Origin of the sequence: Microcoleus sp. F4-D5, from assembly GCF_036704885.1 — a bacterium.
In the GTDB taxonomy this organism is placed as follows: Bacteria; Cyanobacteriota; Cyanobacteriia; order Cyanobacteriales; family Microcoleaceae; genus Microcoleus.
In genome coordinates this window covers 1-26,731 of sequence record NZ_JAUBSX010000054.1, presented here as the reverse complement: position 1 = coordinate 26,731, position 26,731 = coordinate 1, and the positions used below count along the sequence as shown (strand labels likewise).

The window sequence follows — 26,731 nt, the reverse complement described above, 5'->3', positions numbered from 1 at the left end:
TTTGCCAAAGATTTACATTATTTCATTTCCTTTTTTCCTCTGTTTTCTGTGTAAAACAGGTCATTTGTAGCTAATAATAGCCTGCAAAACGGCGTAAAAAACGAGTTAAAAATTTAACTTGTTAAGAGCTGCTTGTCCCTTACACAAACAGTCACAATTTTGCGGCTATAAAGGATTGTTGAACATTACTAGAAAGACACAAAAATGGTTACTCACAATATTTCATCTAACATTTCTGAAACTGCTTTTCAGGTAAATACTTACCCAAGTGAAAAAACAGAAAGATTCTCAACTCATCAACATTTTTTGACGAATACTGTTCGCCAGTGCGTCAAAATTTATCAACTTGAACCAAGGGATTGGCAACAATTTTGTCAAGCAATTCATCCTGGTTGCGTGGGGGAGGTTTCCTCAGAAAAGAAAGAGGGCTCAAAAGCTTTAGGTAGTGGTTTTATATTTGCCTTAGCGACACTGCACCAGTGCATTCACATCATGAACACAAAACCTATTGTTTGGCAGCAATTTTACCGAGGATAAAACAGGGATGAACATTGCAGAGCATATCGAAAGAGGGTGTAGATTTTTTCCTCAGAAAACTGCCTTAATTTTTGAAGGCAAATCTTTTACTTACAAGCAGCTAAATGAATTAGCAAACTGTGCTGCTAATGGTTTGCAAGGATTAGGAATTAAACGGGGAGATTGCGTCGCTCTCTTCCTGCCTAATATTCCAGAATTTGTCATCTCTTATCTGGGCATCTTAAAGATTGGTGCTGTCGCAGTTTCGATCAATGCGATGCTCAAAACAGATGAAGTTCAGTTTATTCTCAATGACTGTGCTGCTAAGATAGTAATTGCGACAGAATCATTGCGAATGCAAGTGCCTGATGATGATTTAGCTTACCTTCAATACATTTTGATTGCTGAAGATGGAGTTATTAAGCCACCGAGTGTGGTTGTTAGTCATTCTTCTCATATTTCTGGAAGTAAGCTGAGTTTAAGCTGTAAAGAAATCAGTTTGTTACAACTCCTAGCAAATGCTTCTCCTGAAGCTAAAGCTGTTGCAATGGAACCCACAGATCCCGCTGCAATTATCTATACATCGGGGACGACTGGTTTTCCTAAAGGAGCTGCGCTTTCTCATGGTAATGTGACTTCAAATATGCACTCTGTCAAGCACTGCTGCGGTATGAGGGCTGAAGATAGGTTGCTTTTGTATTTACCGTTGTTCCATTGTTTCGGTCAGAATTTCATTCTAAATGCGGGATTGAATGCTTGTGCGACTATCATTTTGCAGCGTAGATTTTATCCAGCAGAAGTTTTGAAGGTAACGGCTGCGGAGCGGATTACAATGTTTTTTGGAGTGCCGACTGCCTTTGCCAAGCTGTTAGAAATGTCGCCGGATGAATGCAACTTTAACTCAGTGCGCTATTATTTTAGCGCTGCTGCCAGAATGCCTTTGGAAGTTGTAGAGCAGTGGCAAGAACAGTATGGTCTGGTGATTCATGAAGGGTACGGTTTGACGGAAACTTCGCCTTTTTCTTGTTACAACCATTACTTGAAATATAAGCCTGGTTCGATTGGAATGCCAATTGATAATGTGGAAATGAAGGTGGTGGATAGTGAGGGTTCAGAAGTCGATGTCGGGGAAGTTGGCGAGATTATTATTCGCGGGCCGAATGTGATGTCGAGCTATTGGAACCGTCCCGCTGAAACTGCCGAAGTTATGTCAAACGGTTGGTTTCATACTGGAGATTTGGGCCGAATGGATGAAGAGGGCTATTTCTATATTGTTGACCGCTTGAAGGACACGATCAATGTTTCTGGATTTAAGGTTTATCCGAGTGAATTGGAGCGGGTAATTTCTCAACATCCAGCGGTGGCGGAAGTAGCTATCTGTGGCGTTCCTGACAGAGTGAAAGGTGAGAAAATTTTGGCTAATATTGTCCTTAACAATGGGCAAGTTGTCGCCCCAGAGGATGTGATTTCTTTCTGTTCTAAGCAGATAGCTGCTTATAAGGTTCCTCATCTTGTCCGGTTTGTTGATTCGCTGCCAAAGAATGCGACTGGTAAGGTTTTGAGGCGGCTTTTGCGCGAGGCGCATAGCTGATTGTAATTTGCTTGATAGAGGTTGAGATTTGAATTGTTAACTTCAAATCTCAATGGTTTTTTCTGAGTGGTTTTGGAGTGAAAAATGACAAACGTAAAAGGGATTTTAGCCACTGCACCTGTAGTTAGCAGTCAGATGGAAACACCAGCGGTTTCTGTTGCTGAAGCGGTGGTTAAGCTCTTGGAGAATTTAGGAGTGGAGTATGCTTTTGGGGTTTCGGGAGGTGCGATCGCGCCTATTTGGGTGGCCTTGGAAAACAGTTCTATCAAGGTGATGCACTTTCGTCACGAAGCAGGTGCGGCTTTTGCGGCGATAGAAGCTTCGTTTGCTAGCGATCGTCCTGTTGCCGTATTTGCCACAACTGGCCCCGGCATCACGAATACTCTAACTGGGCTATTTGCTGCCCGTTGGGAAGGTGCAAAGGTAATATTTCTTTCTGCTTCTACTTCTCACGGGCTGCAAGGACGGTGGGCTTGCCAGGAAACCAGCCCCCACACCATGCCTGAAGGACTTTTGACTGCCGGAACTTTGTTTCATTATGCTGTAACTTTGGAATCTTCCGAACAACTTCCAGGAATGGCGCGTCGGCTCAACCAAGGAATTTCACAGTCTGGAGGTTTTGTCGCTCATATCAATATTACGACGACCATTCAAAAAAGCATGAGCAACGTTGCGCTACCGCTTGACGAAGAGAATTTCTCCCAATCTGTAGTTACTACCAGAAAGAAAGCTGTCAAGAAATGTGCCCAGTTGTTAACCCAAAAACGATTTGCAATTTGGGTAGGATTTGGGGCGCGGGGTGCAGCTAAAAAGATCCGCAAGTTAGCTAAAAAGACTGGAGCAGTGGTGATGTGTTCGCCACGAGGGAAGGGGATTTTTCCCGAAGATCACCCGCAATTTGTCGGAGTGACGGGTTTAGGCGATCATTCCTCCGTGCTTACTTATATGCACGAATACTTGCCAGAACGGGTGTTGGTACTAGGAACTCGCTTGGGTGAGTTTACTTCATTCTGGAATCCAGCAATGGTTCCCCCTGAAGGATTTATTCACGTCGATCTCGATCCGCAAGTACCGGGTACTGCCTATCCACATGCCAAGACTTTTTCTATTCAATCCGATACAAAAATATTTCTCAAGAAACTGCTCAAACAGATCAAGAAACTGAGCAAGCAAAACGAGGATCAAATGCTCAATTGTGCCAATAAATTGACATTAGAGGAATTCCCTCGCCCTCAACTCAAACCAATTGACCCTAGTACAAATGACTTAGTGCGGCCTGAAGTGCTGATGCAAGCAATTCAGCAGGAAATAGTTGAAGGTAGTGACGCTTTGGTGATGGCGGAACCCGGTAATTCCTTTGCTTGGGCAACCAATATACTGCGATTTAAGGTTCCTGGTCGTTACCGCACTACTACTGGGTTTGCATCTATGGGTCACAACGTTACTGGAGTGATTGGAGCAACTGTGGCACTGCCAAAAAGAAAGGTTGAGAGTAGACAAAATCAAAGTCACAACGTTGCTGAAGTAATTGCAGCGACTATGACTAATAAACCCAGGAAAGCAGTTGCCATTGTTGGTGATGGGGCGATGTTGATGAATAACGAGATCAGTACCGCTGTTCGGTATCAAGTTCCTGCGGTTTGGATCGTTCTTAATGATGCTTGCTACAACATGGTTAACCAAGTTTTGCCACATCTAAGTTGTAAGGATTTAGTGCAGATTCCCCAAGCTGATTTCGTTCAATTTGCCCGATCGATGGGAGCAGATGGCATTCGGGTAGAAAGGGAGTCAGAGCTAGAGGCAGCGTTAAAAAAAGCTATGGAAGCGACTGCACCATTTGTGGTTGATGTGTATATCGATCCGAGTCGAAAAGCTCCAATTGAAACTCGAATGAATAGTTTGAAAAATCAATCCTTGAAATAAAAGGAGGAACGTTATCTATAGCGTTAGCGTTTGTGGTTGATGTTTGCATCGATCCGAGTCGGGAGGCACTAACTGAAGCTCGGATCAACAGTCTGAAAAATCAATGTTTGAATTTGAAGGAGAAATCTGATGACAAATCTACCTGTTGGAATTAAAGCCATTGCTGTTAGCTTTCCGAGTACAATACGCACCAATGATTATTTTCGGAAAAATTATCCTGATTTAGTTGCTCAGGCAGAGCTTAAAACCTACGCCAGAACTTTTTCACCTGTTGAAGGCATCCCCATTAATGAGTTGGACATCTGGACACGAGAGATGATACCGTATCTTCAAGATCCCTTCCGGGGCATCATTGAGCGACGAGTGCTTAGTGCTGGTGAGTCATCTTTGACGCTTGAGTATCGTGCAGCTAAAGATGCGTTAGAAGCAGCAAAGCTATCCTCTAAAGATATAGATCTAATAATTGTCACCTCAATGTTTCCTGAGAATACTGAGCTTGGCAATGCTTCTCACTTAGCTGGTCAACTAGGTTTTACTGGGGGAGCCTGGAATTTGCAGTCAACTTGTAGTTCACCGATTATTGCATTCCAGACTGCTTGTGCGCTGATCCAAATTGGCGAGTATCGTAATATACTGGTTGTACTATCCCAGACAACCTCTCGGAATTGTGATGAAGATGATACTCTATCGTTTTTTATGGGCGATGGTGCCGCTGCTTTTGTAGTTGGTTCACTGACTGCAAATCAAGGGATTATAAGCACCAAAATTGTGAATACCGCCGACACCACAGGTGTCTTTTTAAACGAACTCTCAATAGACCAATTAGGCAACCCACGGATCTTTACAAGAATCAGTAAGAATGCTAACAAAGTATTCCGCGATATGTTTGTAGATTTTTGTCGCAAATGTTGCCTTGATGCAATTGAGCAAGCAGGTCTTACCATTGAGCAAATCGACTTTTTTGTTTTTAACACGAACACTGCTTGGTATTCAAGTGTCCACATACACGCACTAGGCATAGATCCGGAGCGTACAATCAACTGCAACCCTTTGTATGGAAATATTGGAGCGCCATCCGCAATTGTCAATTTGTACCATGCTGCACAGGCAGGCAAAATTCGTGAAAATGACTTGATTCTTCTTTATAGCTTTGGTGGAGTATCTAACGCCGCTGCCACCGTAATACGCTGGGGCAATGTGGATCTGGGCCCTGCTCCTATCTTCTCAGAAAAGTTAATAGGTGCTCTGTAAACTAGAGTTTTGTCAATACTTAAGATTTAATTAATTAAATCTTAAGTATTTTCATCCCAAAAGTGATACTGTATACAAAGGATAAACTCAAAACTGATAACATAAACAAAACCCTGGGTTCATCAATATCCCAGTTCATCAGTCCAACCTTTTTACAGATAGACAATGAGAACCCCCCTCCCTGGATACCAACTGATCGCCCCGCTTCACGAAGGTACAAAAACTGTTATTTATCAAGCTTGCCATGAGCTAAAATCCACCCGTGTCATTGTTAAAACCCTCAATTCCGAGTATCCTACCCTACAAGAAGTTGCCAGAATTAGACACGAATATCAAATTCTTCAATCTATAAATATCCCAGGAATTATCAAAGCCATTGACTTAAAACCTTATGAGCATGGACTTGTCTTAATTCTTGAAGACTTTGGCGGTCAACCCCTCAAACAATATATGACCTCCCAAAAAACTTCCTTAATAAACTTTATTCAAATCGCCAGTCAACTCGCCCAAATTATCGGAGAACTGCATCAAAATCAAATAATTCACAAAGACATTAAACCCCAAAATATCCTCATAAAACCAGAAACCAGAGAAATAAAAATCATCGACTTTAGCATCGCTACCCGCCTAGAAAAAGAAAATCCTACCCTCAGTAACCCCAACTACATCGAAGGCACACTCGCCTATATGTCTCCCGAACAAACTGGGAGAATGAATCGCACCCTTGACTATCGCACCGACTTTTACTCCCTTGGCATTACCTTCTACGAAATGTTGACGGGTCAACTACCATTTAATTCTAACGACCCAATGGAATTGGTGCATTGTCACATCGCCAAACATCCCGCCCTTCTAAATCAGCTAAATCCAGAAATTCCCCAGGCCGTTGTTGATATCGTAATGAAATTATTAGCCAAAACTGCTGAAGACAGATATCAAAGCACTCGCGGACTTTTAGCTGATTTAGAAGAATGTCTTAAACAACTAGAAAAATCAGGAGAAATTAAAAAATTCAGAGCCGGAAAAATCGATCGATTCGGTCAATTTCTCATTCCTCAAAAACTATATGGACGAGAAACCGAAGTCGCAACCCTAAAGGCAGCCTTTGAACGAGTAGCAATTGGCTCAACAGAAATGATGCTCGTTAGTGGTTATTCAGGGATTGGTAAAACCTGCGTTGTCCAAGAAGTGCATAAACCCATAGTTCGCCAACGCGGTTACTTTATCGCTGGGAAATTTGACCAATTTAAAAAGAATATTCCCTATGCCGCTTTAATTCAAGCTTTTCAAGAATTAATTCGACAACTATTAACAGAAAATGCGGAAAATATAGCAATTTGGAAAGAGCAACTATTAACAGCTTTGGGAGAAAATGGACAAGTCATTATTGACGTAATTCCCGAAGTAGAATTGATTATCGGCAAACAGCCAGAAGTACCACAACTAGGCCCAACTGAATCGCAAAATCGTTTCAATCGGGTTTATAAACAATTTATTCATGTATTTACTAAACCCGAACATCCGCTTGTTCTATTCCTCGATGATTTACAATGGGCTGATTCAGCATCTTTGAAGTTGCTGCAACTCTTGATAACAGACACCGATAGCGAATATCTGTTACTAATAGGCGCTTATCGAGATAACGAAGTTAGCCCAATTCATCCCACAATTCAAACCATTGAAGAGATAGAAAAAGCAGGCGTGGTTGTAAATAACATCGTCCTCCAGGCGTTAGATATTAGCAACGTCCGTCAATTAGTTGCCGATACGCTTCAGGGAGACAACAAATCAAGAGAATTAGCAGACCTACTTTTCAATAAAACTCAGGGTAATCCCTTCTTCTTAACACAACTTTTCAAGACTCTACACTCAGAACAACTGCTAATATTTGATTTTATCAAAAGTTCCTGGAAATGGGATATCAAGCAGATTAAATCCCTGGGCATTGCTGATTATAACGTTGTGGAACTCGTAGCCAGAAACATTCAAAAACTGCCAGAATCTACACAGGAAATATTACAATTAGCCGCTTGTATTGGCAACCGTTTTAACTTAGATGTCTGCGCGATAGTTAATGAAAAATCTCCGATAGAGACAGCAGATAAATTGTGGTATGCACTTCAATCTGGTCTTGTTTTACCTCTTAGTAACGACTACAAAATTCCCTTGGCTTTTCAGTCAGAAGAACAAGGAACGCTACTTTTTGATCGATCCAAAGTTAGCTATAGATTTTTACATGATAGGGTGCAACAAGCAGCCTATTCAATGATTCCTGAAAATCAGAAAAAAATTACTCACTTGAAAATTGGTAAGCTATTGTTGCAGCAATACGCGGAAACTGCCCTGGAAGAGAATATATTTGATATTGTTAATCAGTTGAATATTGGGTTGGAATTCATCACGCAAGAGTCAGAAAAAAATGAACTAGCCAATTTTAATTTGATAGCTGGACGAAAAGCAAAAGCAGCGACAGCTTATGAAGCCGCTATCAGATATTTGAATCTAGGTTTAGAACTTCTGCCAGACTCTAGCTGGCAAAATCACTACGATTTAACGCGAAATCTTCACTTAGAAACACTAGAAACCGAATACCTGAATACTAACTTTGAACGAGCACAAGAGCTATCAGAAGTTGTTTTGTTCCAATCTAAAACTCAGCTAGAAACAATCAAGGTTTATGAACTAAGAATACCATTTTATTTATCTCAAAACCAACCACAAGCAGCGCTAGATACGGGTATAAAAGTCCTGAAATTGCTTGGAGTTTCCCTTCCTAGAAATCCAACGAAACTGAGCATAGTAGTAGGATTAATTCGCAACAAAATAGCAATAGGCAGTAAGCGGATTGAGGATTTAGCTTTTTTACCATTAATGAATGACCCATATAAGCTTGCAGCCCAGCGGATATTAGTTGCTATCATTCCGGCTGCTTTCATGGCGAATCCGATGATGTTTCCGCTGATTATCTTTAAAATGGTCAATCTTTCTCTCCAATATGGTAATTCGCCCTTGTCTGCTTTGGGGTATGTGACTTATGGAATGCTACTTTGTGGAGTGCTGTCTGACATCGATTCTGGATATCAATTTGGGAAATTGGCTATTAGGTTAGTAGAACAATTTCATGCTAAGGAACTCAAAGCTAAAATTGACTTGTATTTTAATTGTTTTATAAAGCATTGGAAAGAGCATATTCAAACAACTATACAACCTTTGCTTGAAGCATTTCAAAGTGGACTAGAAACAGGAGATATAGAATACACTTTTTATTCTGCGTGGTGCTACTGCAATCACATTTTAGCTACGGGGGAACATTTAGAATCAGTAGCTAAAATTCAAACACAATATATTAATATGATGATTAAGCATAAGCAAGTTGGCCAGATTTATTCTACCAAATCAATGCAAATGTTTGTGTTAAATCTTCTGGATAATATATCAGAGCAACAAAAGTTTTTGTTGTTTGGAGAAAATATTGATGATGAAAAAAACAAGATTTCAGAGATATTAGCAACTTGTAATAATACGCCAATAGCTTTTAATTATTTGTTTAAATTTATTTTATTTTTTTCGTTTAAAAAAAATATTCTTTCTATTGAAACTGCCAGATTAGCTGAAATATACAAAGAAAATATGACTGGGATAATGATGTCTGTAATACACAACTTCTACTACTCCCTAGCCCTCCTCGCCCACTACCCCACCACCACCAAAACCGAACAAAAAGAATACCTCAAGAAAGTCGCCACCCATCAAAAACAAATGAAAACCTGGGCACATCACGCCCCGATGAACTTCCAACATAAATACGAACTCGTAGAAGCAGAAAAAGCGCGAGTATTAGGACAAAACGAGACAGCAACAACCTACTACGATCGCGCCATCAAAGGAGCCAAAGAACAAGGATTCATCCAAGAAGAAGCCCTCGCTAACGAATGCGCTGCCGAATTTTACCTCGCCCTCGGTAGAGAAAAAGTCGCCAAAACCTACATGACCGAAGCCTATTACTGCTACATTCGCTGGGGAGCGATCGCCAAAGTCAGAGACTTAGAAGAAACATATCCCCATCTCATCTCCCGCACGCAACAGCCTGAAACTATGAGTCTCGACCCCACTAGCACAACCACCTCAAACTGGATGACAACCTCTACTTCCGGCAATTCAACAGCACTTGACCTCGGTACGATTATGAAAGCAGCGCAGGCGTTATCTGGAGAAATTGTTCTCAGCGAACTGCTAAGTAAATTAATGACCATTCTCATAGAAAATGCGGGTGCTACTCGCGGCTCATTGCTCACCAAACCCACTTTTTCATCTAACCCAAGTGAGAATCAGTGGGTGATTTCAGCCACCGGAATCGTGGAAGGTAACGACCTCACCGTATTGACCAATCCCCAACAGCCCGAAGAAGAAAGTATTTCCGTTCCTCTCCTAGAAAATGCAGTTCCAGCCGCGATTATCAACTACGTTGCTCGCACTAAAGAAACAGTCGTTTTAAACGATGCCAGCCACGAAGGAATCTTTAAAAAAGACCCCTACATCCAACAAAATCAGCCCAAATCAATCTTGTGTACGCCCCTGCTCAATCAAGGTCAACTTACAGCGATTATTTATCTCGAAAATAATTTGACAACCGGTGCATTTACCGCTGACAGACTCACAGTTTTACAAATGCTATCGGGACAAGCTGCGATCGCCATTACCAATGCCAAACTCTACGCAGAAGTCAATCAACTCAACCAAAACTTAGAACAAGCCAACCAACAACTTGCAGCCTATTCGGAAACCCTAGAACAAAAAGTTGAAGAGCGAACCGCCGAATTAAAAACAGCTCAAAAACAAATAGTAGCCTCAGAAAAACTCGCCTCCCTCGGAGCCCTCACCGCAGGTGTTGCCCACGAAATTCGCAACCCCCTCAACTTCGTCACCTCTCTTGCTACTCTCTCAGAAGACTTAACATCTGAAATCGGAGAAGAAATAAGCCGCCTATCCCAAAACTTTGACTCAGAATCTCTGGAATTAATTAACGAAAACCTGACTTATCTTAAGCGCAACGTATCCGAAATTAACGAACAAGGGCAACGCGCTAACAGCATTATTCAAAGTATGCTCATGCACGCTCGCAGCGACGGCAGTAACCGCCAAATGACTGACATCAACACCCTCGTCGCTCAAGCCTTACAATTAGCTTATCACAGCATTCGCGCCAAAGATAAAACCTTTAATCTGACCATTGAAACTGACTATGACAAATCAATTGGAGAACTAGATGTTGCCTTTTCTGACCTCAGCCGCGCTTTAATTAACATCATTGATAATGCTTGCTATGCCTCCCATATTAAACAATTTAAAATGACCGCAGATTTCAATCCCACTGTTTCTATTACCACTAAAAATTTAGGCACTGCAATAGAAATTCGCATTCGTGATAATGGCATTGGCATTCCTAAAGAAAATCAACAAAAAATCTTCCTCCCTTTCTTCACTACCAAGCCTCCCGGACAGGGAACAGGTTTAGGTTTATCCATCACTCACGATATTATTGTTGGACAACACCGAGGCAACTTGGAAGTACAAACCGAACCTGAAAATTACACCGAATTTATCATTACTTTGCCCAAAAGTTAAATAATTTTTAGTGAATGATAAGCTGTCGCGCATTTAAATTGTATATTCACGGCGCGGGCTTTCTGGCCCTACCCCTACTCCCCACAAGACTTGGATTTTTTTTTACATACCATTTAAAGACCGCCACAGCTTATAGGTTTTAAAACACCGCATCTAATTTAATCCTTTACAAATTTTAAACAACCCGCTATAGTGAAGCTAATGACCCTAGTTATTTCTACCAGAGGATACAGGATAGCTCCCCATGACAGCCAAAATCCTAGTCGTCGATGATGAACAACTTTTAGAATACGTCATTCAACAAAGATTCCGGCAAAAAATTAGGGTCAAAGAAATTGAATTTGTTTTTGCTCACAATGGCAGAGAGGCCTTAGAAAAAATTGCAGAATCTCCACCCTTCGATTTAGTGCTAACAGATATTAATATGCCCGAAATGGATGGGCTAACTTTACTAGAAAAGCTCTCAGAAATCGACAATACATTAAAAGCAGTTGTCATCTCTGCCTATGGAGATATGCAAAATATCAGAACTGCCATGAACCGGGGAGCTTTTGACTTTTTGACAAAACCCATTGATTTTCAGGACATGGAAATTACCATTCAAAGAGCCTTAGAAACTGTCAAACAAGTCAGACAAAACTTAACAGAACTTCAAGAGGTGCAAACTCAACTCATTCAAAACGAAAAAATGGCTTCCGTCGGCCAGTTAGTGGCCGGAGTTGCCCACGAAATTTACAATCCCATTAGCTTCATTATAGGAAACATTGAACACGCCGAAAGCTACTTTCAAGAATTGATGGCTGCTCTCAATATTTATCAACAACACAGCTCCCTAAATAATCCAGAGGTACAAACTAAAATTGAAGCTCTTGACCTCCCTTTTCTCTTAGAAGACTTACCACAACTGCTCAGTTCTATGAAAGAAGGAACTGAGCGCATTCGGGGAATCAGCGTTTCTCTCAGGACTTTTTCCCGGACAGATACTAAATCCAAAATTCCTTTCAATATTCATGAAGGAATTGATAGTAGCTTATTAATTTTGAGACATCGGCTCAAAGCGCATGACGGTAAATCCGAAATTAAATTGATCAAAGACTACGGAGAAATTCCACCATTAGAGTGTTATCCCGGACAGTTAAATCAGGTATTTTTAAATATCATTGCTAATGCCATTGACGCATTGGAAGAGTCGAATGCAGGGCGGAGCCGCGATGAAATTAAGGTGAATCCTAATAAAATTACGATTCGGACTTTCCTTACAGATGAGAGCGACAAAATTATCACTGAGCGTTCAAATTCTCATGTTATAATTTCTATTGCTGACAACGGGATGGGAATGACAGAAGAGGTGAAACAGCGGGTATTTAACCACTTATTTACTACAAAATCTGTGGGTAAAGGGACGGGATTGGGTTTGTCAATTTCGCGGTCTATTGTTGAAGAAAAACATGGGGGATGGCTCAGTTGTAACTCTACACCAGGCGAGGGAACTGAATTTATTATTGAAATTCCCACTTAAGGGTTGGAAACTGATAAAATCAGGACATAGGCACGTCGAGACCAGAAACCGGGTTTCTTCGTAGATATCTAGTGAGAATCTTCAATTTTTCAGAGAAACCCGGTTTCTGAGCGTAAGTCCTGAAAATGATGAGTTTTCTGTAGCAGCAGTGCCTCCATGCCTGCCCCAAACTTACTTACGCTGCAACCCCAGGGGGGCAATCAGAGGGTGGCAACCACAGGGGAATTGCCCCTACAAGAGAATTAAACTCCTGGCTACTTGCTAACAAGAGCAATTCCATGACAGCTAAAATCTTAGTAATTGATGACGAACCACTTTTAGAATATGTAATCCTTCAGCTATTTCGGCATCAAATCAGGACTCAAGAATTTGAGTTTTATTTTGCAATTAATGGACTCCAAGCTTTAGATAAACTGCAAGCTGATGGCTCCTTTGACTTGGTGCTAACTGATATTAGTATGCCCGAAATGGACGGTTTAACTTTGCTAGAGAATCTGCCAGCTATTGACCCTACGCTCAAAGCTGTAGTGGTTTCAGCTTACGGGGATATGCCAAATATTAGGACAGCTATGAATAGGGGTGCTTTTGATTTTTTAACGAAGCCGATTGATTTTGATGACTTAAAAATTACCATTAATAAAACTTTAGAGTTTGTGCGACTTGCTAGGGAAAAAGAGCAGCAACTTGCTAGAGCGAATGCACAAATCCGCTACCAAGCATTTTACGACGAGCTGACGGGTTTGCCTAACCGCAATTTGCTCTTAAAGGAAATGCGTAGTGGCATGAATTATATAATAGAATTGGGTCATTTAGAAGCTATTTTTTTTCTGACGCTTAACCGCTATCAAATTGTTAAATATAGTTTAGGTCATTCTAGAGGAGAGCAGTTGCTAGTAGAAGTAGCGCGGCGGTTAGAGGGTTGCGCTCTGAATGCGAATCTTATAGCAAGAGTTGGAGAAGATGCGTTTGCGATTTGGCTGGCAAATATTGCTAATTCTCAGTTAGCTTTAGATGCAGCAGAACGCATTCGCCAATCTTTAGAAATGTCGTCTAACTTGAATGGAACTGCGGTTTTTTCTAGTGTTAGTATTGGCATTGCTTTAGGTGCAATAGGCACAGAAGAGCCGGAAGATTTGCTGCGGGCGGCTGATGCGGCTAGGCATGAGGCTTTTGTTCGGGGTGCCGGTAGCGCTGTTGTATTTAATATTGATATGGAGTCGCGAGCTTTAGAGCTACTCCAGTTAGAAACTGACTTGCAAAATGCCATTAATTTGCAACAGTTTTATCTTAATTATCAACCGATTGTATCTTTTGCAACGGGTAAAATAGTGGGGTTTGAAGCGTTGGTAAGATGGCGGCATCCGACCCGCGGGTTGGTTTCTCCGAGCGAGTTTATTCCGGTGGCGGAAAGAACGGGTTTGATTGTGGCACTAGGCGAGTGGGTACTGTCGGAAGCAGTGGCTTGTTTAAGTAGATGGCAGTTGCAATTCCCTAACTATTTGCCTTTAAATATGAGTGTTAATTTATCTGGAATTCAGCTATTTGCTCCTAATTTGTTGCCGCTTTTAGACTCACTGCTGCGAGTGCATAACTTAAAAGGCGAATTTTTGAAGTTAGAGATTACCGAGAGTGTTTTAATGGAAAATGCTGAGGAGGCTGCTGGGGTGCTAGAGCTATTGAAAGCTCGGCATATAAAGGTTTGTTTGGATGATTTTGGCACTGGTTATTCAAATTTATCTTACTTGCAATTGCTGCCGATTGATACTCTCAAAATAGACCGCTCTTTTGTTTGCTGCGTGGAGGAAGGAGGGAAAAATTTGACTTTGCTGGAGGCAATTTTAAATCTGGCGAGTTCTTTGGAATTAGAGGCAATCGCAGAAGGGGTGGAGACGCAAGAGCAACTAATTATACTCCGTTCTTTGGGATGCAATTCCTATCAAGGGTACTTTTTCTCGCGGCCTTTGGAGGAGGAAGGGGCTGTTGCTTTGTTGAGGGCTGCAACGCTCTTGGGCGATGCTTAAACGGCGGATATTTCAAGGCAAACTCATATCAAAAACAGTCGCTATCGTCATGAATGCTCCGGCTTGTTCCACCGCAACAGAAGTTGATTATTTAGTGACTAATGCTGCCGCGCTCGCGGGGAACAGCATCATGGATAGTAACAACTTACTCTCAACGTATAGCCTTTCTCAAAAAGATGAGGTGTGATTGATAGATTATATAACAACTTAAACGTGGGCCCAAGCCCAACTACGTCCGCGAATCTTTCGCTCGAAAGGCTATATACAGCATATTCCATGTATACCGGTTCTCAAGCGTGGTGAGGTATGCCCGCTCCAGGCCTAGGCCCTATGCCCACTCCAGGCCTATGCCGGATAGCACCTCATCTTTCGCTCGAAAGGCTATATAGCCTTTCTCAAAAAGATGAGGTATGACTGACAGCTTATATAACCACTACACTAAGAGGGCTAAAGCCCAACTACGTACCTCATCTTTCTGAGAACCGCTATATTTGTTTCAAATAAAGCCTGTTTTGGCTTTATTTGGGCTTAAAACGGAGTTTTTGTCCTGTTGAGTCCACAGCGAGGAGAACCCAGAAGCAGACTTTTAAACTCATCAGTCTTCCTTGCTGTGGACTTAAGCTATTAGCCAGGGACTTAAGTCCCTGGCGGACTGGAGGCTTAAGTTGTCACCAATGAGCAGAGCCTGGAAACGAGGGTAACGGGGGAATTTAACTTCCAGATAAAATCTCTTCGAGTGCTAATTTCAGGGTCGGATATTGGTATTGAAAACCGCTAGCTAAAGTTTGTTTCGGCAATACTTTCTGCCCTTCCAGAACAACTTTTGCCCCGTCTCCCAAGAGCATTTCTAAAGCAAAACTAGGCACCGGCAACCAAGAAGGCCTCTGCAAAACTTCTCCTAAAGTTTGGCACAATTCATTCATCCGCACCGGATTCGGTGCTGTCGCATTCAAAACTCCTTCAACTTGCGGATTTTGCAAAGCGTACAAAATTAAATCAACCACATCCTCGCGATGAATCCAAGAAAACCACTGTTTTCCTGTGCCAATCGGGCCGCCTGCAAATAGTTTAAAAGGTGGCAGCATTTTTGCCAGCGCGCCTCCCATTCCCAAAACTATCCCCAGCCGCAAAATTGCCAGCCGCGTTCCCGCATTTTTTGCAGGTTGGGCGGCTGCTTCCCAGTCTTTGCACACTGCTGCTAAAAAATCGTTTCCGGCAGGGCTCGTTTCGTCAAACTCAGCGGTTTCGCTGGTTCCGTAATAGCCGATCGCCGATGCGCTAACTAACACAGATGGCCTAGGATTAGCATTGACGATCGCCTCGACCAATTTTGCCGTCGTCAGTTTGCGACTGTCCAGAATTTCTTGCTGGCGCGCCTGGGTCCACCTTTCCTCCGCAATCGGCACTCCTGCTAAATTGACAACAGCGTCGCAGCCCGCGATCGAATGCAGCCAATCACCAGACTCCGCAGGAGTGTAGGCGACAACTTCCAAATTCGGATAAGCTGAAGCCGGAAAAACTCGCCCAGCCTTCGCCGCATCCCTGCTAAAAACCACAACTTGATGTCCCGCAGCTTGCAGCTTTTCCACCAGTCGGCTACCTACAAATCCCGTTGCTCCCGCGATCGCTACTTTCATCTTTTACCCGCAATGCACATTTTTAGTATTTTAGACGATCGTCCAAACTTGTTTTGAATTATACAAAAATAAACAGCAGCCTCGATCGCCTCCACACAAGCCAAGTGTATTTTCATTAAACTGATAAAGGACGCGAGGATTAAAAACAATGCCTGCAAAAAAACCAAAGCTTCTAATTGCTGCCTCCATCGTCGCAGCAGGTAGCGCCGCGGTCTACTTTTACTTCCAGGGTTTGAAGAACAAAGTATTCAACCCTCAAGACAGCGCCAAAGTTGTGCCCGACGAAGCAATGATGGCCGCGTTCATCTCCCCCAATCCCCAAGCGCTGTCACATTTGCAGCGATTTGGCACCCCTGGGGCTCAAAAGTTGGTCGGTCAGGGTTTGAACGCCTTTCAAGAACAAAGCTTGGCAGGCACTCAAATTGACTTTGACAGGGACTTAAAGCCTTGGCTGGGGGGGGTGATGGTCGCTTTGCTGCCCCCTGATGCTGCAGCGAAAACCGAGCCTCCCAAGCTGCTGGTTGTAGTCAGCGTCAACAATAAAATTAGCGCTTGGAATTTTGCGAATAAATTAAAATCTCAGCCGGGTGCAACTACTCAAGAAACCGAGTATAAAGGAGTTAAAATTTACGAGATTGCAGAGCCAACTGGCAAGCGCTACAGTGTGGCTTTGCTGAACGACCAATTAGTGATGGCTCCTTTGAAAAAGCCTGTGGAATTGGCGATCGATACTTTTACAGGAGAACCCTCTCTCGCTACGCAGCAGAGCACAACTAAGTTTTTTGCAGAGAGTGCTGGTGTCAAAAATCCGATCGCCACTGTTTATATTGCTGACTATCCTGCGGCAATTGAGCAATTGAAAGCTAATTTGCCCGCAGATATGCAGTTGCCTTGGACAGTGTTTTCGCAGTTCAAACAGGTCAAGTCTTTGGTTGCGGGAATAGGGGCGGATAGTGAGGGATTGAGGGTAAAAACTATTGCTCAGTTAGACCCTAAATTCGTTCAGCAAAATCCACAATTGGCATCGAAATTGTTGCCCAAATTTCCGGATGAAACTATTGCTTTAATTGGTGGCAAGGGAATCGATAAAATTTGGTCGCAAGCAACCGCCGAGGCAAAAGATAGCCCGGAAGTTGACAGGGGAGTTCAGCAGGTGAGGGATAGTTTTAAGCGGTTGGATTTGGATGCGGATCGGGATGTTTTTGGTTGGATGAATGGGGAATTTGCGATCGGGGCGATCGGTTCCAATCAAGGCATTTTGTCTCAGTTGGGCATGGGGGCGGCGATGATTTTTGAAACCAGCGATCGCCCTGCAGCCGAAGCAACATTGAAAAAACTCGATGCGATCGCCAAAAGCAATCCTACAGTCAGTGTCGCCCCCAGACAAGTTCAAGGCAAAGAAGTTACCGAGTGGCAAATACCCCAGCAAGGCACTTTATTCGGGCACGGTTGGCTGAATGAAAATTCCGTGTTTGTAGCTTTCGGCGGGCCTTTAGTTGATGTGATTACTTCGACGCCACCGCAACCGCTAAGCAGCAGTCCGAGTTTTCAGGCGATCGCCACTTCTTTACCGCAAGCCAACCAAGGTTACTTTTATATAGATATGGAAAAAACCATGTCTTGGGCTAACCAATATTTGCTCGCAGTACAGCCAAATTTAGTTTCGCCGCCCACCGCTGAATTGCTGAATTCTCTCCGAGGAGTTAGCGTAGTTACAGCTTCTACACAACCGACAAATGCTGAGTTGGAGATGCTTTTTGCCTTGAAGAAATCTAACAATTAGTTAATCGGGAATCAGTAATTCTTCCTTCTATCCTTCTATCCGTTAAATCCCTTACACTGCCCGTTGGCCAACTTCCTTCAGACCAAAAAAGTTGCTCAAAAAAAAGTTGCTGCCTCTCTGGGGAGGGCAGCTACTCAAATAAAGCATCTTAAAGTCTCTCAAAACTTCAGAATTAACCTTCAGACATTCCCGATTTATTCGGCAATTGCAAATCATCCGGATCTACATAGTGACAAACTGCTTTGTCCATGCAAATCAATGCCCAGCCGGACTTATCAATGCTCATCAACTTGTAAGAAGCGGGCTGAATAAAGAAACCTTTGTGGTTGCGGGTTGCTGGCTTGATGTTAACGTGGCTTTCAGTGCTCATGTCTTTACAACTCCTAGTATTATGGTAGTGAAGTATGAAAACCGCTGAGCGGATTTGTCAATCGTCTAAGTTTTCAAATACTAGCACTGACTTCCTGAGTTTTCCATAAAGTTATTTATTGATTTATTACGATGTCGTAATAAACCGCAAAGCCGATTCCCTCGATCCCCGCCCAAAAATCGACTTGTTTGAGCGGTTAGGGCTCAAACAGCCACTGCTTAACGCGGGCGAGACTCTTCCAGTCCGGTTTTCTGCTTAATCCTTCTTCAAAATTTTTTTTAACTTCGTCGAGCAACTCTTCCGAAGCCATCAGGAGTTGCTGAGCTACTTCTACGTGGGGGCGCACCCCTTTCTCTTTGAGGTCGAGGATCGCGACTGCTAGGTTGATGCGAGCTTGCGGGTCGTGAGGGTTCAATTTAACGGCTGTTTTCGCTGCCTTTTGAGCTGGTGCGGGTTTATTTTCCAACAGGTAGAGCCACGCGAGGCTAGCCCAGGCATTGCCATTTTTGGGAGCTTTCTCGCACACTTCTTTAAACACGGGGATCAGGTTAGCGGGGGCTTCGCCAGCTTGGTAGCGATCGAAACCGTCTTTAAACAATTCTTCAGGGGTCATTCGATTTTAGATTTGGGATTTGAGATTTTAGATGGAAAAGAGCATTGGGTGCGGGACGCCGCAAGGCAGTTCGAGGCATTCTCAGCAATTACCAATTCCCAATGCCCTATTTTCCAATTTATGCAGAAAAAGAACTGCCACAGCCGCAAGTTTGAGTTGCGTTGGGGTTTGTAAACTTAAAGCCGCCCCCGATCATAGCATCGCTGAAGTCGAGCACCAAACCGTAGAGATAAAGAATGCTCTTGCGATCGCAAACTACCTGAAAACCGTCGTAGTCGAACACTTCATCGTCGGCTTTCACAGTGCTCGGATCTGCGAAATCCATCACGTAGGACATTCCAGAGCATCCGCCCTGGCGCACCCCTACGCGCAAGCAGAGGTCTTTACCTTGTTTTTCTCTCAGAGCTAAAACTTGACGGACTGCAGAGTCCGTCATTTGAATGCCCCGCTTTTGTGAAATGGCTTGAGTCATAATTGCCGAACTCCTGAGACTGTCTAATGCTAAGAGTTTGATCTTATTCGTCCATTGTACAGCCATTCGCCAGAAGGCATTCAGTTAGATGCTGAGGCTGAATATCGAGCTTTTAATTTTTAATTCCCGTGGAGCCTCGTTCCCAAGCTCGATGTCCTCTCCCCCTATAGGGTTTATGATTGAGAAGCAGCGGTTGACCGGCTACCGGCACCGCAACAATGCTTCACCCAACGGGCTTACTCTATGGCAGCGCTGAATCGCTCTACTCTTCGTCGGCTACAAAACTTACCTCAAATTCCCAGCGTGTGGGAGGGCGATCGCCGACCCTTATCTAATGCTGACTCACACCTGATGATAGATGACGATGACGTTCTAGAAGCTGGTGGCGAGTGCATTCTCTGGGTCGATGGCTCCGAAGGAGTCGTGAGGGCTATGGACATGGTAGGCCCAGATGCCGGCCCAGAGGCGATCGTCCGGGCCCTGCTACGGGCAATGGAACATCCCCAAAGTCCGGCTCCCGCAGTCCGCCCCCAAAAAATAGTAGTCAAAAACCGAGAAATTCAATTTTATCTGCGGGGCGTACTTCAAGATTTAGGCATTTCCATTGACTACGTGCCGGAATTGCCCCTAATTGACGAAATATTTCGCGGCATGGAAGAGGTCGCGACCAACAGACCTCCTGAGTTGCCCCCTCAGTATGCTGAAGTTTTAATGGAAAAAGCTGCTCAAATTTGGCACGACGCTCCGTGGCGGACTTTGAGCGAACACCAAATTATATCTATTGAAATCAATCAGTGGGATGTCGCCAGCCTCTACGTTTCCGTATTGGGGCAAGGCAGAATGGATTACGGAGTTTTACTGTACCGTTCTCTAGAATCCTTGAAGCGGTTTCGAGAACGAGTCGTCAACGATGAATCTTTTGAAGATTTAGAACAGGCTTTTTTAGGGCAAGACTGTTTGTTTCTCACCTTTGAAAGTGCAGGAGATATTGATGAGGACGATGGTGTAGAAATTGATTTAGCCGATTTGCCTCCATCGGAAATTGAACCAAATTTCGGCAACCTGCATCCTTTAGAAGGATTGCGATCGATTCTTTACGAAGAAGAAGCCCTCACGATGTTAGTTGCTCTCGAAGCATTTCACCGCTTTTTCCGCAACGGCCGCCGGAAATTGGGAGCAGAGACCTTTCCCAGTCTTAGCAGCCGCTACCGCATCCCTGTTCCGCAGCCTGACGGAGAAATTCAACAGGTATCCGTTAAAGTTTCGACGATGCCCGAGGTGTCTGACGAATTATTAGAGATGCTCGGTGATGACGGTGATGATGATGAGGATGATGATGAATTTGAAATGCCGCTGCTGCGGGACGATTTGGTGCCGCAAAATTCATTTTTGAGTCTGGGCGTCGTACCTTGGGAAACGGTAGAGTTTCTGCGGGCAACTGCCCAGTTTCACCAAGGTGCAGAAACTGATATTAATAGCGCCGGAGATGGTTTGCCGGTGGTGATGATCCAAACTTCTCATCCGAAGGCGAAAACTATGATTCAAGATTTGAAGGAAGCTGGAGGAGTGAAGGCAATTTGTTTTAATCCGGGCGAAGATCCTTTTCAAGATGAGCAGTACGACTTGGGTATTTTGCAAGCTAAAAATGGGGATCTGTATTTGTTTGGGGAGTTTAATGAAAACGATCCGGTGCATCAGGAAGCTCGCCAAAAGTGGGAGCGCCGCTGTAAATTTACCAACGGTTGGTGCGGTTTGGTAATTGCTAAAGGCTTGATGGGTGCTTCTCGCGGTCAGCCTCAGTTTAAGGATATGGTCGCTTTGTTTGAGGTGCGCTGGGTGTCTGCTAAAGACTTGGGAATTGGGCCGCTTCAGTTGATGCCGATGTTTTAAAGTTAGTTGAGTGTTGAGTGTTGAGTGTTGTGAGAAGGAAGAGGTAAAAGTAATTTGTAAGGTGCGCCGCAGCGCACCGTAGTTTTTAAATTATTCAGGAGAATGATTGTGTCAAATTCTACTCAAAAGCGAGAAGTATTAGTCGCCATTGATGCTGAATTCGCGGATAAAATAGAGCAATTTACTGATAATTGGACGGAGGCGATCGAGCAGGCTCTCCGTCTCTGGTACGCTAAGCAAATCGAAGATAAGTTGCGGAAATTTTATCAAAACCGCAGCCAAGAAGATATTGAGGATGAAAAAGAATGGTTTAATTTGGTAGAGGAACAGATAGAAGAAACATGGAGCAGCGATGGACTCTAACTCAAAAGCTAACACTTATCCTCGCCAAGGTGAGATTTACCTTTCAAGGGCTTTGCGTCAGTTAGGAGATACCAAAAAAAGACCTGTAGTTGTGGTTTCCCCCGATATCCGCAACGAGTTTACGGATTCTGTCATTGTTGTTCCTTTCACCAGTAACGTTGCAGGAGTAGAAAATCCTACTCGTGTCTTGATTCCTGCGGGTGAGGGAGGATTGCAAGCTGATTCTCTAGCTGTATGTGAAAACGTTTCTGCTTTGCGCCAGACATTCCTAGAACAAGGCCCTTACGGTCAACTTAGTGCTGATGTCCTAGCAAGAATTCAGAGGGCTGTACAAGTGTCGATCGGCATTTATGAACTTTGAATGTTTCGGAAATTCTAAAATTTGTTACAATCTGTAAAAATACTGGAAAGGATAGGTAAAATGCGGGTTGCGATCGCAGGTGCGGGACTGGCTGGAATGACCACAGCAGTCGATTTAGTGGAGGCCGGCCACGAAGTAGAAATTTTTGAGTCCCGCCCCTTTGTCGGCGGCAAAGTCGGCAGTTGGGTAGATCCCGACGGCAATCACGTTGAAATGGGTTTGCACGTCTTCTTCGGCTGCTATTATAACTTATTTGCCCTGATGAAAAAAGTGGGAGCTTTTGACGATTTGCTCCTCAAAGAACACGTCCACACTTTTATCAATCGAGGCGGCGAAACTGGTTCTTTGGATTTTCGCTTCCCCGTCGGTGCTCCGTTTCACGGATTGAAGGCATTTTTTACTACATCCCAGCTATCCGTACAAGACAAAATTCAAAATGCGATCGCCCTGGGAACTAGCCCGATCGTTCGGGGTTTGATAGACTTTGACGGGGCAATGAAAACTATCCGCGATTTGGATAAAATTAGCTTCGCTGACTGGTTCCGCAGCCAAGGTGGCAACCAAAACTCGCTCAAAAGAATGTGGAATCCGATCGCCTACGCACTGGGTTTTATCGACACTGAAAATATTTCAGCCCGGTGTATGTTGACAATATTTCAATTCTTTGCATCGAAAACCGAAGCCTCTGTCATGCGGATGCTGGCCGGTTCTCCCAACGAATATTTGCACAAACCAATTGTGGAATATTTGGAAAAGAAAGGAGCCAAAATTTACACGCGGCGCAGAGTCCGAGAAATTCAGTTTGAAGAAGGCGAAGAAACCCGCGTGACAGGCTTGGTAGTAGCTAACGGCGAAACAGAAGAAAATATTACCGCAGACGCTTACGTTTTCGCCTGCGACGTGCCGGGAATTCAGAAAATATTGCCCCCAGCTTGGCGCAAATGGTCAGAATTTGACAACATTTATAAATTAGATGCGGTGCCGGTGGCGACTGTACAATTGCGGTTCGACGGTTGGGTAACGGAACTGGAAGACGAAGCCAAGCGCAAACAGTTGAGTCATGCTGTAGGAATCGATAATTTGCTATATTCAGCAGATGCAGATTTTTCTTGTTTTGCAGATTTGGCGCTGACAAGTCCCAAGGATTATTATCAAGAAGGACAAGGTTCGCTGTTGCAGTTGGTGCTGACACCGGGAGATCCGTTTATCAAACAAAGCAATGAGGCGATCGCCCAACACGTACTCAAGCAAGTTCAGGATTTATTCCCCTCAGCGCGGGAATTAAATATGACATGGTACAGTGTAGTTAAGCTCGCTCAATCTTTGTATCGCGAAGCACCGGGCATGGATGTTTTCCGCCCCGCTCAAAAAACTCCGATCGCCAATTTCTTTCTAGCAGGAAGTTACACTCAGCAAGACTACATTGATAGCATGGAAGGAGCGACACTTTCAGGCCATCAAGCGGCTAAGGCAATTCTCGAAGCTTACGGTCATTAGTCATTAGTCCTCTCTCGTTTTCTCTCGTTCCCAGGCATAGCCTGGGAACAAAAAAGAAACAATTCTTCAATCTAAAATCTAAAATCTAAAATCTAAAATCGCATGACTGATTGGTTAGAACACAGCGTCCAAGTAGAAGTGGCAATTCCCATCGAATTAGCGTGGCAACTCTGGTCAGATTTAGAGCAAATGCCGCGCTGGATGAAGTGGATAGAATCTGTTCATGTTCTCGAAGAAAATCCAGAATTGTCTCGCTGGAAACTCGCAACTGGCGGGTTAGAATTTAGCTGGCTTTCTCGGATTCTCAAATTAGTTCCGCATCAGATAATTCAATGGGAATCGGTAGACGGCTTACCAAATCGAGGTGCGGTAAGATTTTACGATCGCAAAGACAGCAGTATCGTCAAGCTGACAGTGGCTTACGGAATTCCCGGCTGGCTGGGAAAATTGATGGATAACCTATTTCTCGGCCGCGTGGTTGAATCGACAATTCAGGCTGACTTGGAAAGGTTTAAAGAGTATGCTCTGAAGGTGAAAGCGACATCTTAAATTATGAGGACTAAACTCATGACTACTAACCAGTTTGTAGTCATGACTTTAGTTTTTTAAGTTCTAATTTAGGACTTATGCACCAGAACCAAGAAACCGGGTTTTTGAACCGAGATTGACCGTTTTAAGCAAATATTTTGGTTAAAAACTGGGTTTCTGTTCGCCCGTGCGTCCAGAAATATAATTGTAACGCGAGAGTCGATCGCCCTTTTCCCTCAGTATCATAGAGAGATGCTGCTGATTCCTTCTCGGTTCAGTTATGAGTTACTGCCTAAACCCCACCTGTCAAAAGCCGCAAAATGCCGATCGTACCCAATTCTGCCTGAATTGCGGCTCCAAACTGTTGCTCAGAGAGCGTTACCGCGCCATCAAACCCCTCGGGCGCGGCGGTTTCGGCCGCACTTTTTTAGCAGTAGATGAAGACAAACCCTCAAAACCGCGCTGTGCAATTAAACAGTTTTTCCCCCTATCTCAAGGTACCAGCAGCAGCGAGAAAGCAGCAGAATTATTCAACCGAGAAGCAGTGCGGCTGGACGAGTTGGGGAAACACCCCCAAATTCCCGAACTGCTGGCGCACTTTCAGCAGGAACGCTATCAGTATTTGGTACAGGAATTTATAGAAGGTCACAATTTACAGGAAGAGTTGGTGCGGACTGGGCCTTTCAGCGAAAGCCAGATTCTCAGTCTGCTGAAGGATTTATTGCCAGTATTGCAGTTCGTGCACGATCGCAGTGTAATTCACCGAGATATTAAACCGCCCAATATTATCCGCCGCATTTCTCAAACTCCCATCCTTTATACTTACCCCACATTAACCGGGGAATTAGTTTTAGTTGATTTTGGCGCTGCAAAAGTTGTGGAGGGTTTGAGAGAAACCGGTACAGTCATCGGTTCTCCCGAATTCGTCGCGCCGGAACAAATTAGAGGTCAAGCGGTTTATGCCAGCGATTTGTACAGTTTGGGAGTAACTTGCATTTATTTGCTGACTCAAATATCTCCTTTTGATTTGTTCGATATCAATCAAGATGCTTGGGTTTGGCGAGACTTTTTGAAGGTTCAAATCGATCCGAAATTAAGCCGCATCCTCGACAAAATGATCGAACCGAGTCTCAGTCGCCGCTACAAATCTGTAGCTGAGGTATTGAAAGATTTGCAGTCGGCGGGGGCGGGCACGGGGGCATCGCCCCTACCAGCGCCTAAAATTTCCGTGCCGCAGAGGACGCCTGCGGTGCAGAATGCTGTGCCGCCAACGGTTGCAGGCACAATTATACCTGTGCCGCGGATGCAGCGGGCCCGGCCCGCACGCGCGCCCACTTGGAGGTGTGTTTATACTCTGGTAGGGCATTCTAGTGCTGTCACGTCGGTAGCTTTCAGTCCCGATGGCGCGACTTTAGCTAGCGGCAGTGAGGACAAGACGATCGAGATGTGGAAGTTGGATGCGGGTAAGCGGTGGTACACTCTTACGGGTCATTCTGACTGGGTGACTTGTGTGGCGTTTAGTCCTGATGGGGCGACTTTGGCTAGTGGTGGCCGGGACAAAACAATTCAAATTTGGGATTTGAATAAGGGTAAGTGGTGGTACGCTTTGCGGGGTCACGAAGACAGGGTTTATGCTGTGGCATTCAGTCGGGACGGTCAGGTTTTGGCTAGCGGCAGTCGGGACAAAACTGTGCAGTTGTGGAATTTGAATAAGGGAAGGCGGATGTCGGCTTTGACGGGTCACGCTGGCGGGGTGGAGGCTGTGGCTTTTAGTCCTGGCGGGGAGTTGTTGGCAAGTGGCAGTCGGGACAAGACTGTGCAGTTGTGGGATTGGCAAAATGGTCGATCGATTTGTTCTTTAGCAGAGCACGGGGATTGGGTGCGGGCGATCGTTTTTGCTGCGAACTCGCCCAGCCCCCCTTTGGTAAGGGGGGGAGTAGGAGAAGGATTGATTTTGGCGACGGGGAGTCGGGATGGTACGGCGAAGCTGTGGCGGGTGGATGCACAGGGGCGAGGAACGCTGTTGCGGAGTATGAGGGACAATTCTGGGGATGTTTTGTGTGTGGCGTTTAGTCCCGATGGTCTGGTTTTGGCGACGGGGAGTCGGGATGGCACCATTTATTTGTGGGATGCCGGCACGGGGGGTTTGCTGGAAATTCTGACGGGCCACGGGGAGGAGGTTTTGTCGGTGGCGTTTAGTCCGGATGGAAGGAGTTTGGCTAGCGGTGCGGGCGATCGAACAGTGAAGATTTGGCGCGGGATTGGGGATTAGGGGCGATCTCAAGAGTGCCAGCCTAAAAAATCTTATATTTATGCTTGACAGGCGATCGAATGTTCTGCTACATTAAGAATTCGTGAGGACGCATAGCTCAGTTGGTTAGAGCACTACGTTGACATCGTAGGGGTCACTGGTTCGAGTCCAGTTGTGTCCATGAATTTCCATGCTTTAGCGGTCAAAGGTTTTAGGTTTGTCGTCCTAGCAAAAGTTCCTTTTTCCGCTCATCTGTCGCTCAATCTTGCTCTTGAGCATAGCTAAGTATTTCCAAAACCACCTCCATATCAGCCAAGTCCGCCCTCGACTTTTTACGCCGCGCTTTTAACTGGTTAGACTTCCTGCGAAAATATCAAGTACTCGCCTGTTGTAATGATAAATACAGGTCATAATTGTAAATTCCAGCAATTAAATTAATCCTTAACCCACATTCCGCACCCCCAACTGGCACATAGGCAGATGGAGGGGATAAAAGTGAATCATCCGAGATAATAAGTAA

Annotated in this window: 18 protein-coding genes and 1 tRNA gene; 15 read left to right on the top strand and 4 right to left on the bottom strand. The window is 44.3% G+C overall.

The features are described 5' to 3' along the window. Positions 1-204: 204 nt before the first annotated feature. From QUA80_RS22255 to QUA80_RS22225, 7 genes are all read left to right on the top strand, one after another. Entirely contained in the window at positions 205-537 is a 333-nt protein-coding gene (locus QUA80_RS22255; RefSeq protein WP_333427242.1) for a hypothetical protein, read from the top strand. Positions 538-544: 7 nt separating this feature from the next. Continuing rightward, on the top strand, positions 545-2,107 hold the full coding sequence (locus QUA80_RS22250; protein ID WP_333427241.1) for a long-chain fatty acid--CoA ligase: 1,563 nt from the start codon (positions 545-547) through the stop codon (positions 2,105-2,107). Positions 2,108-2,191: 84 nt separating this feature from the next. Then, positions 2,192-4,030 (top strand): thiamine pyrophosphate-dependent enzyme, encoded by a 1,839-nt coding sequence (locus QUA80_RS22245; RefSeq protein ID WP_333427240.1) that lies wholly within the window; start codon positions 2,192-2,194, stop codon positions 4,028-4,030. A gap of 129 nt (positions 4,031-4,159) precedes the next feature. Continuing rightward, positions 4,160-5,281 (top strand): 3-oxoacyl-ACP synthase III family protein, encoded by a 1,122-nt coding sequence (locus tag QUA80_RS22240; protein WP_333427239.1) that lies wholly within the window; start codon positions 4,160-4,162, stop codon positions 5,279-5,281. A gap of 165 nt (positions 5,282-5,446) precedes the next feature. Continuing rightward, on the top strand, positions 5,447-10,906 hold the full coding sequence (locus QUA80_RS22235) for an AAA family ATPase (RefSeq protein WP_333427238.1): 5,460 nt from the start codon (positions 5,447-5,449) through the stop codon (positions 10,904-10,906). Positions 10,907-11,150: 244 nt separating this feature from the next. Continuing rightward, on the top strand, positions 11,151-12,425 hold the full coding sequence (locus QUA80_RS22230) for a response regulator (protein ID WP_333427237.1): 1,275 nt from the start codon (positions 11,151-11,153) through the stop codon (positions 12,423-12,425). Positions 12,426-12,703: 278 nt separating this feature from the next. After that, positions 12,704-14,446, top strand: coding sequence for an EAL domain-containing protein (locus tag QUA80_RS22225; RefSeq protein WP_333427236.1), 1,743 nt, complete (start codon positions 12,704-12,706; stop codon positions 14,444-14,446). Between the two features lie 710 nt (positions 14,447-15,156). Here the strand turns inward: QUA80_RS22225 and thyD are convergent. Beyond that, positions 15,157-16,083: a thylakoid membrane protein ThyD gene (gene thyD / locus QUA80_RS22220; RefSeq protein WP_333427235.1), complete on the bottom strand. Its 927-nt coding sequence runs from the start codon at positions 16,081-16,083 to the stop codon at positions 15,157-15,159. A 148-nt stretch (positions 16,084-16,231) separates the two neighbouring features. Here thyD and QUA80_RS22215 point away from each other — a divergent pair, with 148 nt between their 5' ends. After that, a complete protein-coding gene (locus QUA80_RS22215; RefSeq protein ID WP_333427234.1) occupies positions 16,232-17,866 on the top strand; it encodes a DUF3352 domain-containing protein in 1,635 nt (544 codons plus the stop codon). 172 nt (positions 17,867-18,038) lie between these two features. Here QUA80_RS22215 and QUA80_RS22210 read toward each other — a convergent pair whose 3' ends face one another. The 3 genes from QUA80_RS22210 to QUA80_RS22200 form a co-directional block, all read right to left on the bottom strand. Next, positions 18,039-18,236 (bottom strand): hypothetical protein, encoded by a 198-nt coding sequence (locus QUA80_RS22210; protein WP_332984883.1) that lies wholly within the window; start codon positions 18,234-18,236, stop codon positions 18,039-18,041. A gap of 196 nt (positions 18,237-18,432) precedes the next feature. Further along, complete coding sequence (locus tag QUA80_RS22205; protein WP_333245352.1) at positions 18,433-18,849, bottom strand: tetratricopeptide repeat protein; 417 nt, start codon at positions 18,847-18,849, stop codon at positions 18,433-18,435. 118 nt (positions 18,850-18,967) lie between these two features. Further along, on the bottom strand, positions 18,968-19,321 hold the full coding sequence (locus QUA80_RS22200; RefSeq protein ID WP_333427233.1) for an iron-sulfur cluster assembly accessory protein: 354 nt from the start codon (positions 19,319-19,321) through the stop codon (positions 18,968-18,970). A gap of 243 nt (positions 19,322-19,564) precedes the next feature. Between QUA80_RS22200 and QUA80_RS22195 the strand changes: the two genes are divergently transcribed. The 7 genes from QUA80_RS22195 to QUA80_RS22165 all read left to right on the top strand — a co-directional run bounded on the left by QUA80_RS22195 (position 19,565) and on the right by QUA80_RS22165 (position 26,392). Beyond that, complete coding sequence (locus tag QUA80_RS22195; RefSeq protein WP_333427232.1) at positions 19,565-21,211, top strand: DUF6930 domain-containing protein; 1,647 nt, start codon at positions 19,565-19,567, stop codon at positions 21,209-21,211. 108 nt (positions 21,212-21,319) lie between these two features. Then, a complete protein-coding gene (locus QUA80_RS22190) occupies positions 21,320-21,574 on the top strand; it encodes a hypothetical protein (RefSeq protein WP_333427231.1) in 255 nt (84 codons plus the stop codon). Beyond that, positions 21,564-21,935, top strand: a complete 372-nt coding sequence (locus QUA80_RS22185) for a type II toxin-antitoxin system PemK/MazF family toxin (protein ID WP_333427230.1) — start codon at positions 21,564-21,566, stop codon at positions 21,933-21,935. The genes QUA80_RS22190 and QUA80_RS22185 overlap by 11 nt, the downstream gene beginning before the upstream one ends. Before the next feature lie 60 nt (positions 21,936-21,995). Further along, on the top strand, positions 21,996-23,432 hold the full coding sequence (gene zds / locus QUA80_RS22180) for a 9,9'-di-cis-zeta-carotene desaturase (RefSeq protein ID WP_333427263.1): 1,437 nt from the start codon (positions 21,996-21,998) through the stop codon (positions 23,430-23,432). A 102-nt stretch (positions 23,433-23,534) separates the two neighbouring features. Next, positions 23,535-23,981, top strand: a complete 447-nt coding sequence (locus QUA80_RS22175) for an SRPBCC family protein (protein ID WP_333427229.1) — start codon at positions 23,535-23,537, stop codon at positions 23,979-23,981. Positions 23,982-24,240: 259 nt separating this feature from the next. Beyond that, positions 24,241-26,232 (top strand): serine/threonine-protein kinase, encoded by a 1,992-nt coding sequence (locus tag QUA80_RS22170; RefSeq protein WP_333427228.1) that lies wholly within the window; start codon positions 24,241-24,243, stop codon positions 26,230-26,232. A gap of 86 nt (positions 26,233-26,318) precedes the next feature. Continuing rightward, positions 26,319-26,392, top strand: a tRNA-Val gene (locus QUA80_RS22165). Positions 26,393-26,731: the final 339 nt, after the last annotated feature.

Bases quoted from the DNA above. Each gene is read 5' to 3' on its own strand.
- QUA80_RS22185 (WP_333427230.1), top strand. From the start codon at position 21,564: ATGGACTCTAACTCAAAAGCTAACACTTATCCTCGCCAAGGTGAGATT.
- QUA80_RS22250 (WP_333427241.1), top strand. From the start codon at position 545: ATGAACATTGCAGAGCATATCGAAAGAGGGTGTAGATTTTTTCCTCAG.
- QUA80_RS22215 (WP_333427234.1), top strand. From the start codon at position 16,232: ATGCCTGCAAAAAAACCAAAGCTTCTAATTGCTGCCTCCATCGTCGCA.
- QUA80_RS22255 (WP_333427242.1), top strand. From the start codon at position 205: ATGGTTACTCACAATATTTCATCTAACATTTCTGAAACTGCTTTTCAG.
- QUA80_RS22210 (WP_332984883.1), bottom strand. From the start codon at position 18,236: ATGAGCACTGAAAGCCACGTTAACATCAAGCCAGCAACCCGCAACCAC.
- QUA80_RS22245 (WP_333427240.1), top strand. From the start codon at position 2,192: ATGACAAACGTAAAAGGGATTTTAGCCACTGCACCTGTAGTTAGCAGT.
- zds (WP_333427263.1), top strand. From the start codon at position 21,996: ATGCGGGTTGCGATCGCAGGTGCGGGACTGGCTGGAATGACCACAGCA.
- QUA80_RS22225 (WP_333427236.1), top strand. From the start codon at position 12,704: ATGACAGCTAAAATCTTAGTAATTGATGACGAACCACTTTTAGAATAT.
- QUA80_RS22235 (WP_333427238.1), top strand. From the start codon at position 5,447: ATGAGAACCCCCCTCCCTGGATACCAACTGATCGCCCCGCTTCACGAA.
- QUA80_RS22230 (WP_333427237.1), top strand. From the start codon at position 11,151: ATGACAGCCAAAATCCTAGTCGTCGATGATGAACAACTTTTAGAATAC.
- QUA80_RS22175 (WP_333427229.1), top strand. From the start codon at position 23,535: ATGACTGATTGGTTAGAACACAGCGTCCAAGTAGAAGTGGCAATTCCC.
- QUA80_RS22200 (WP_333427233.1), bottom strand. From the start codon at position 19,321: ATGACTCAAGCCATTTCACAAAAGCGGGGCATTCAAATGACGGACTCT.
- QUA80_RS22170 (WP_333427228.1), top strand. From the start codon at position 24,241: ATGAGTTACTGCCTAAACCCCACCTGTCAAAAGCCGCAAAATGCCGAT.
- QUA80_RS22205 (WP_333245352.1), bottom strand. From the start codon at position 18,849: ATGACCCCTGAAGAATTGTTTAAAGACGGTTTCGATCGCTACCAAGCT.
- thyD (WP_333427235.1), bottom strand. From the start codon at position 16,083: ATGAAAGTAGCGATCGCGGGAGCAACGGGATTTGTAGGTAGCCGACTG.
- QUA80_RS22240 (WP_333427239.1), top strand. From the start codon at position 4,160: ATGACAAATCTACCTGTTGGAATTAAAGCCATTGCTGTTAGCTTTCCG.
- QUA80_RS22195 (WP_333427232.1), top strand. From the start codon at position 19,565: ATGGCAGCGCTGAATCGCTCTACTCTTCGTCGGCTACAAAACTTACCT.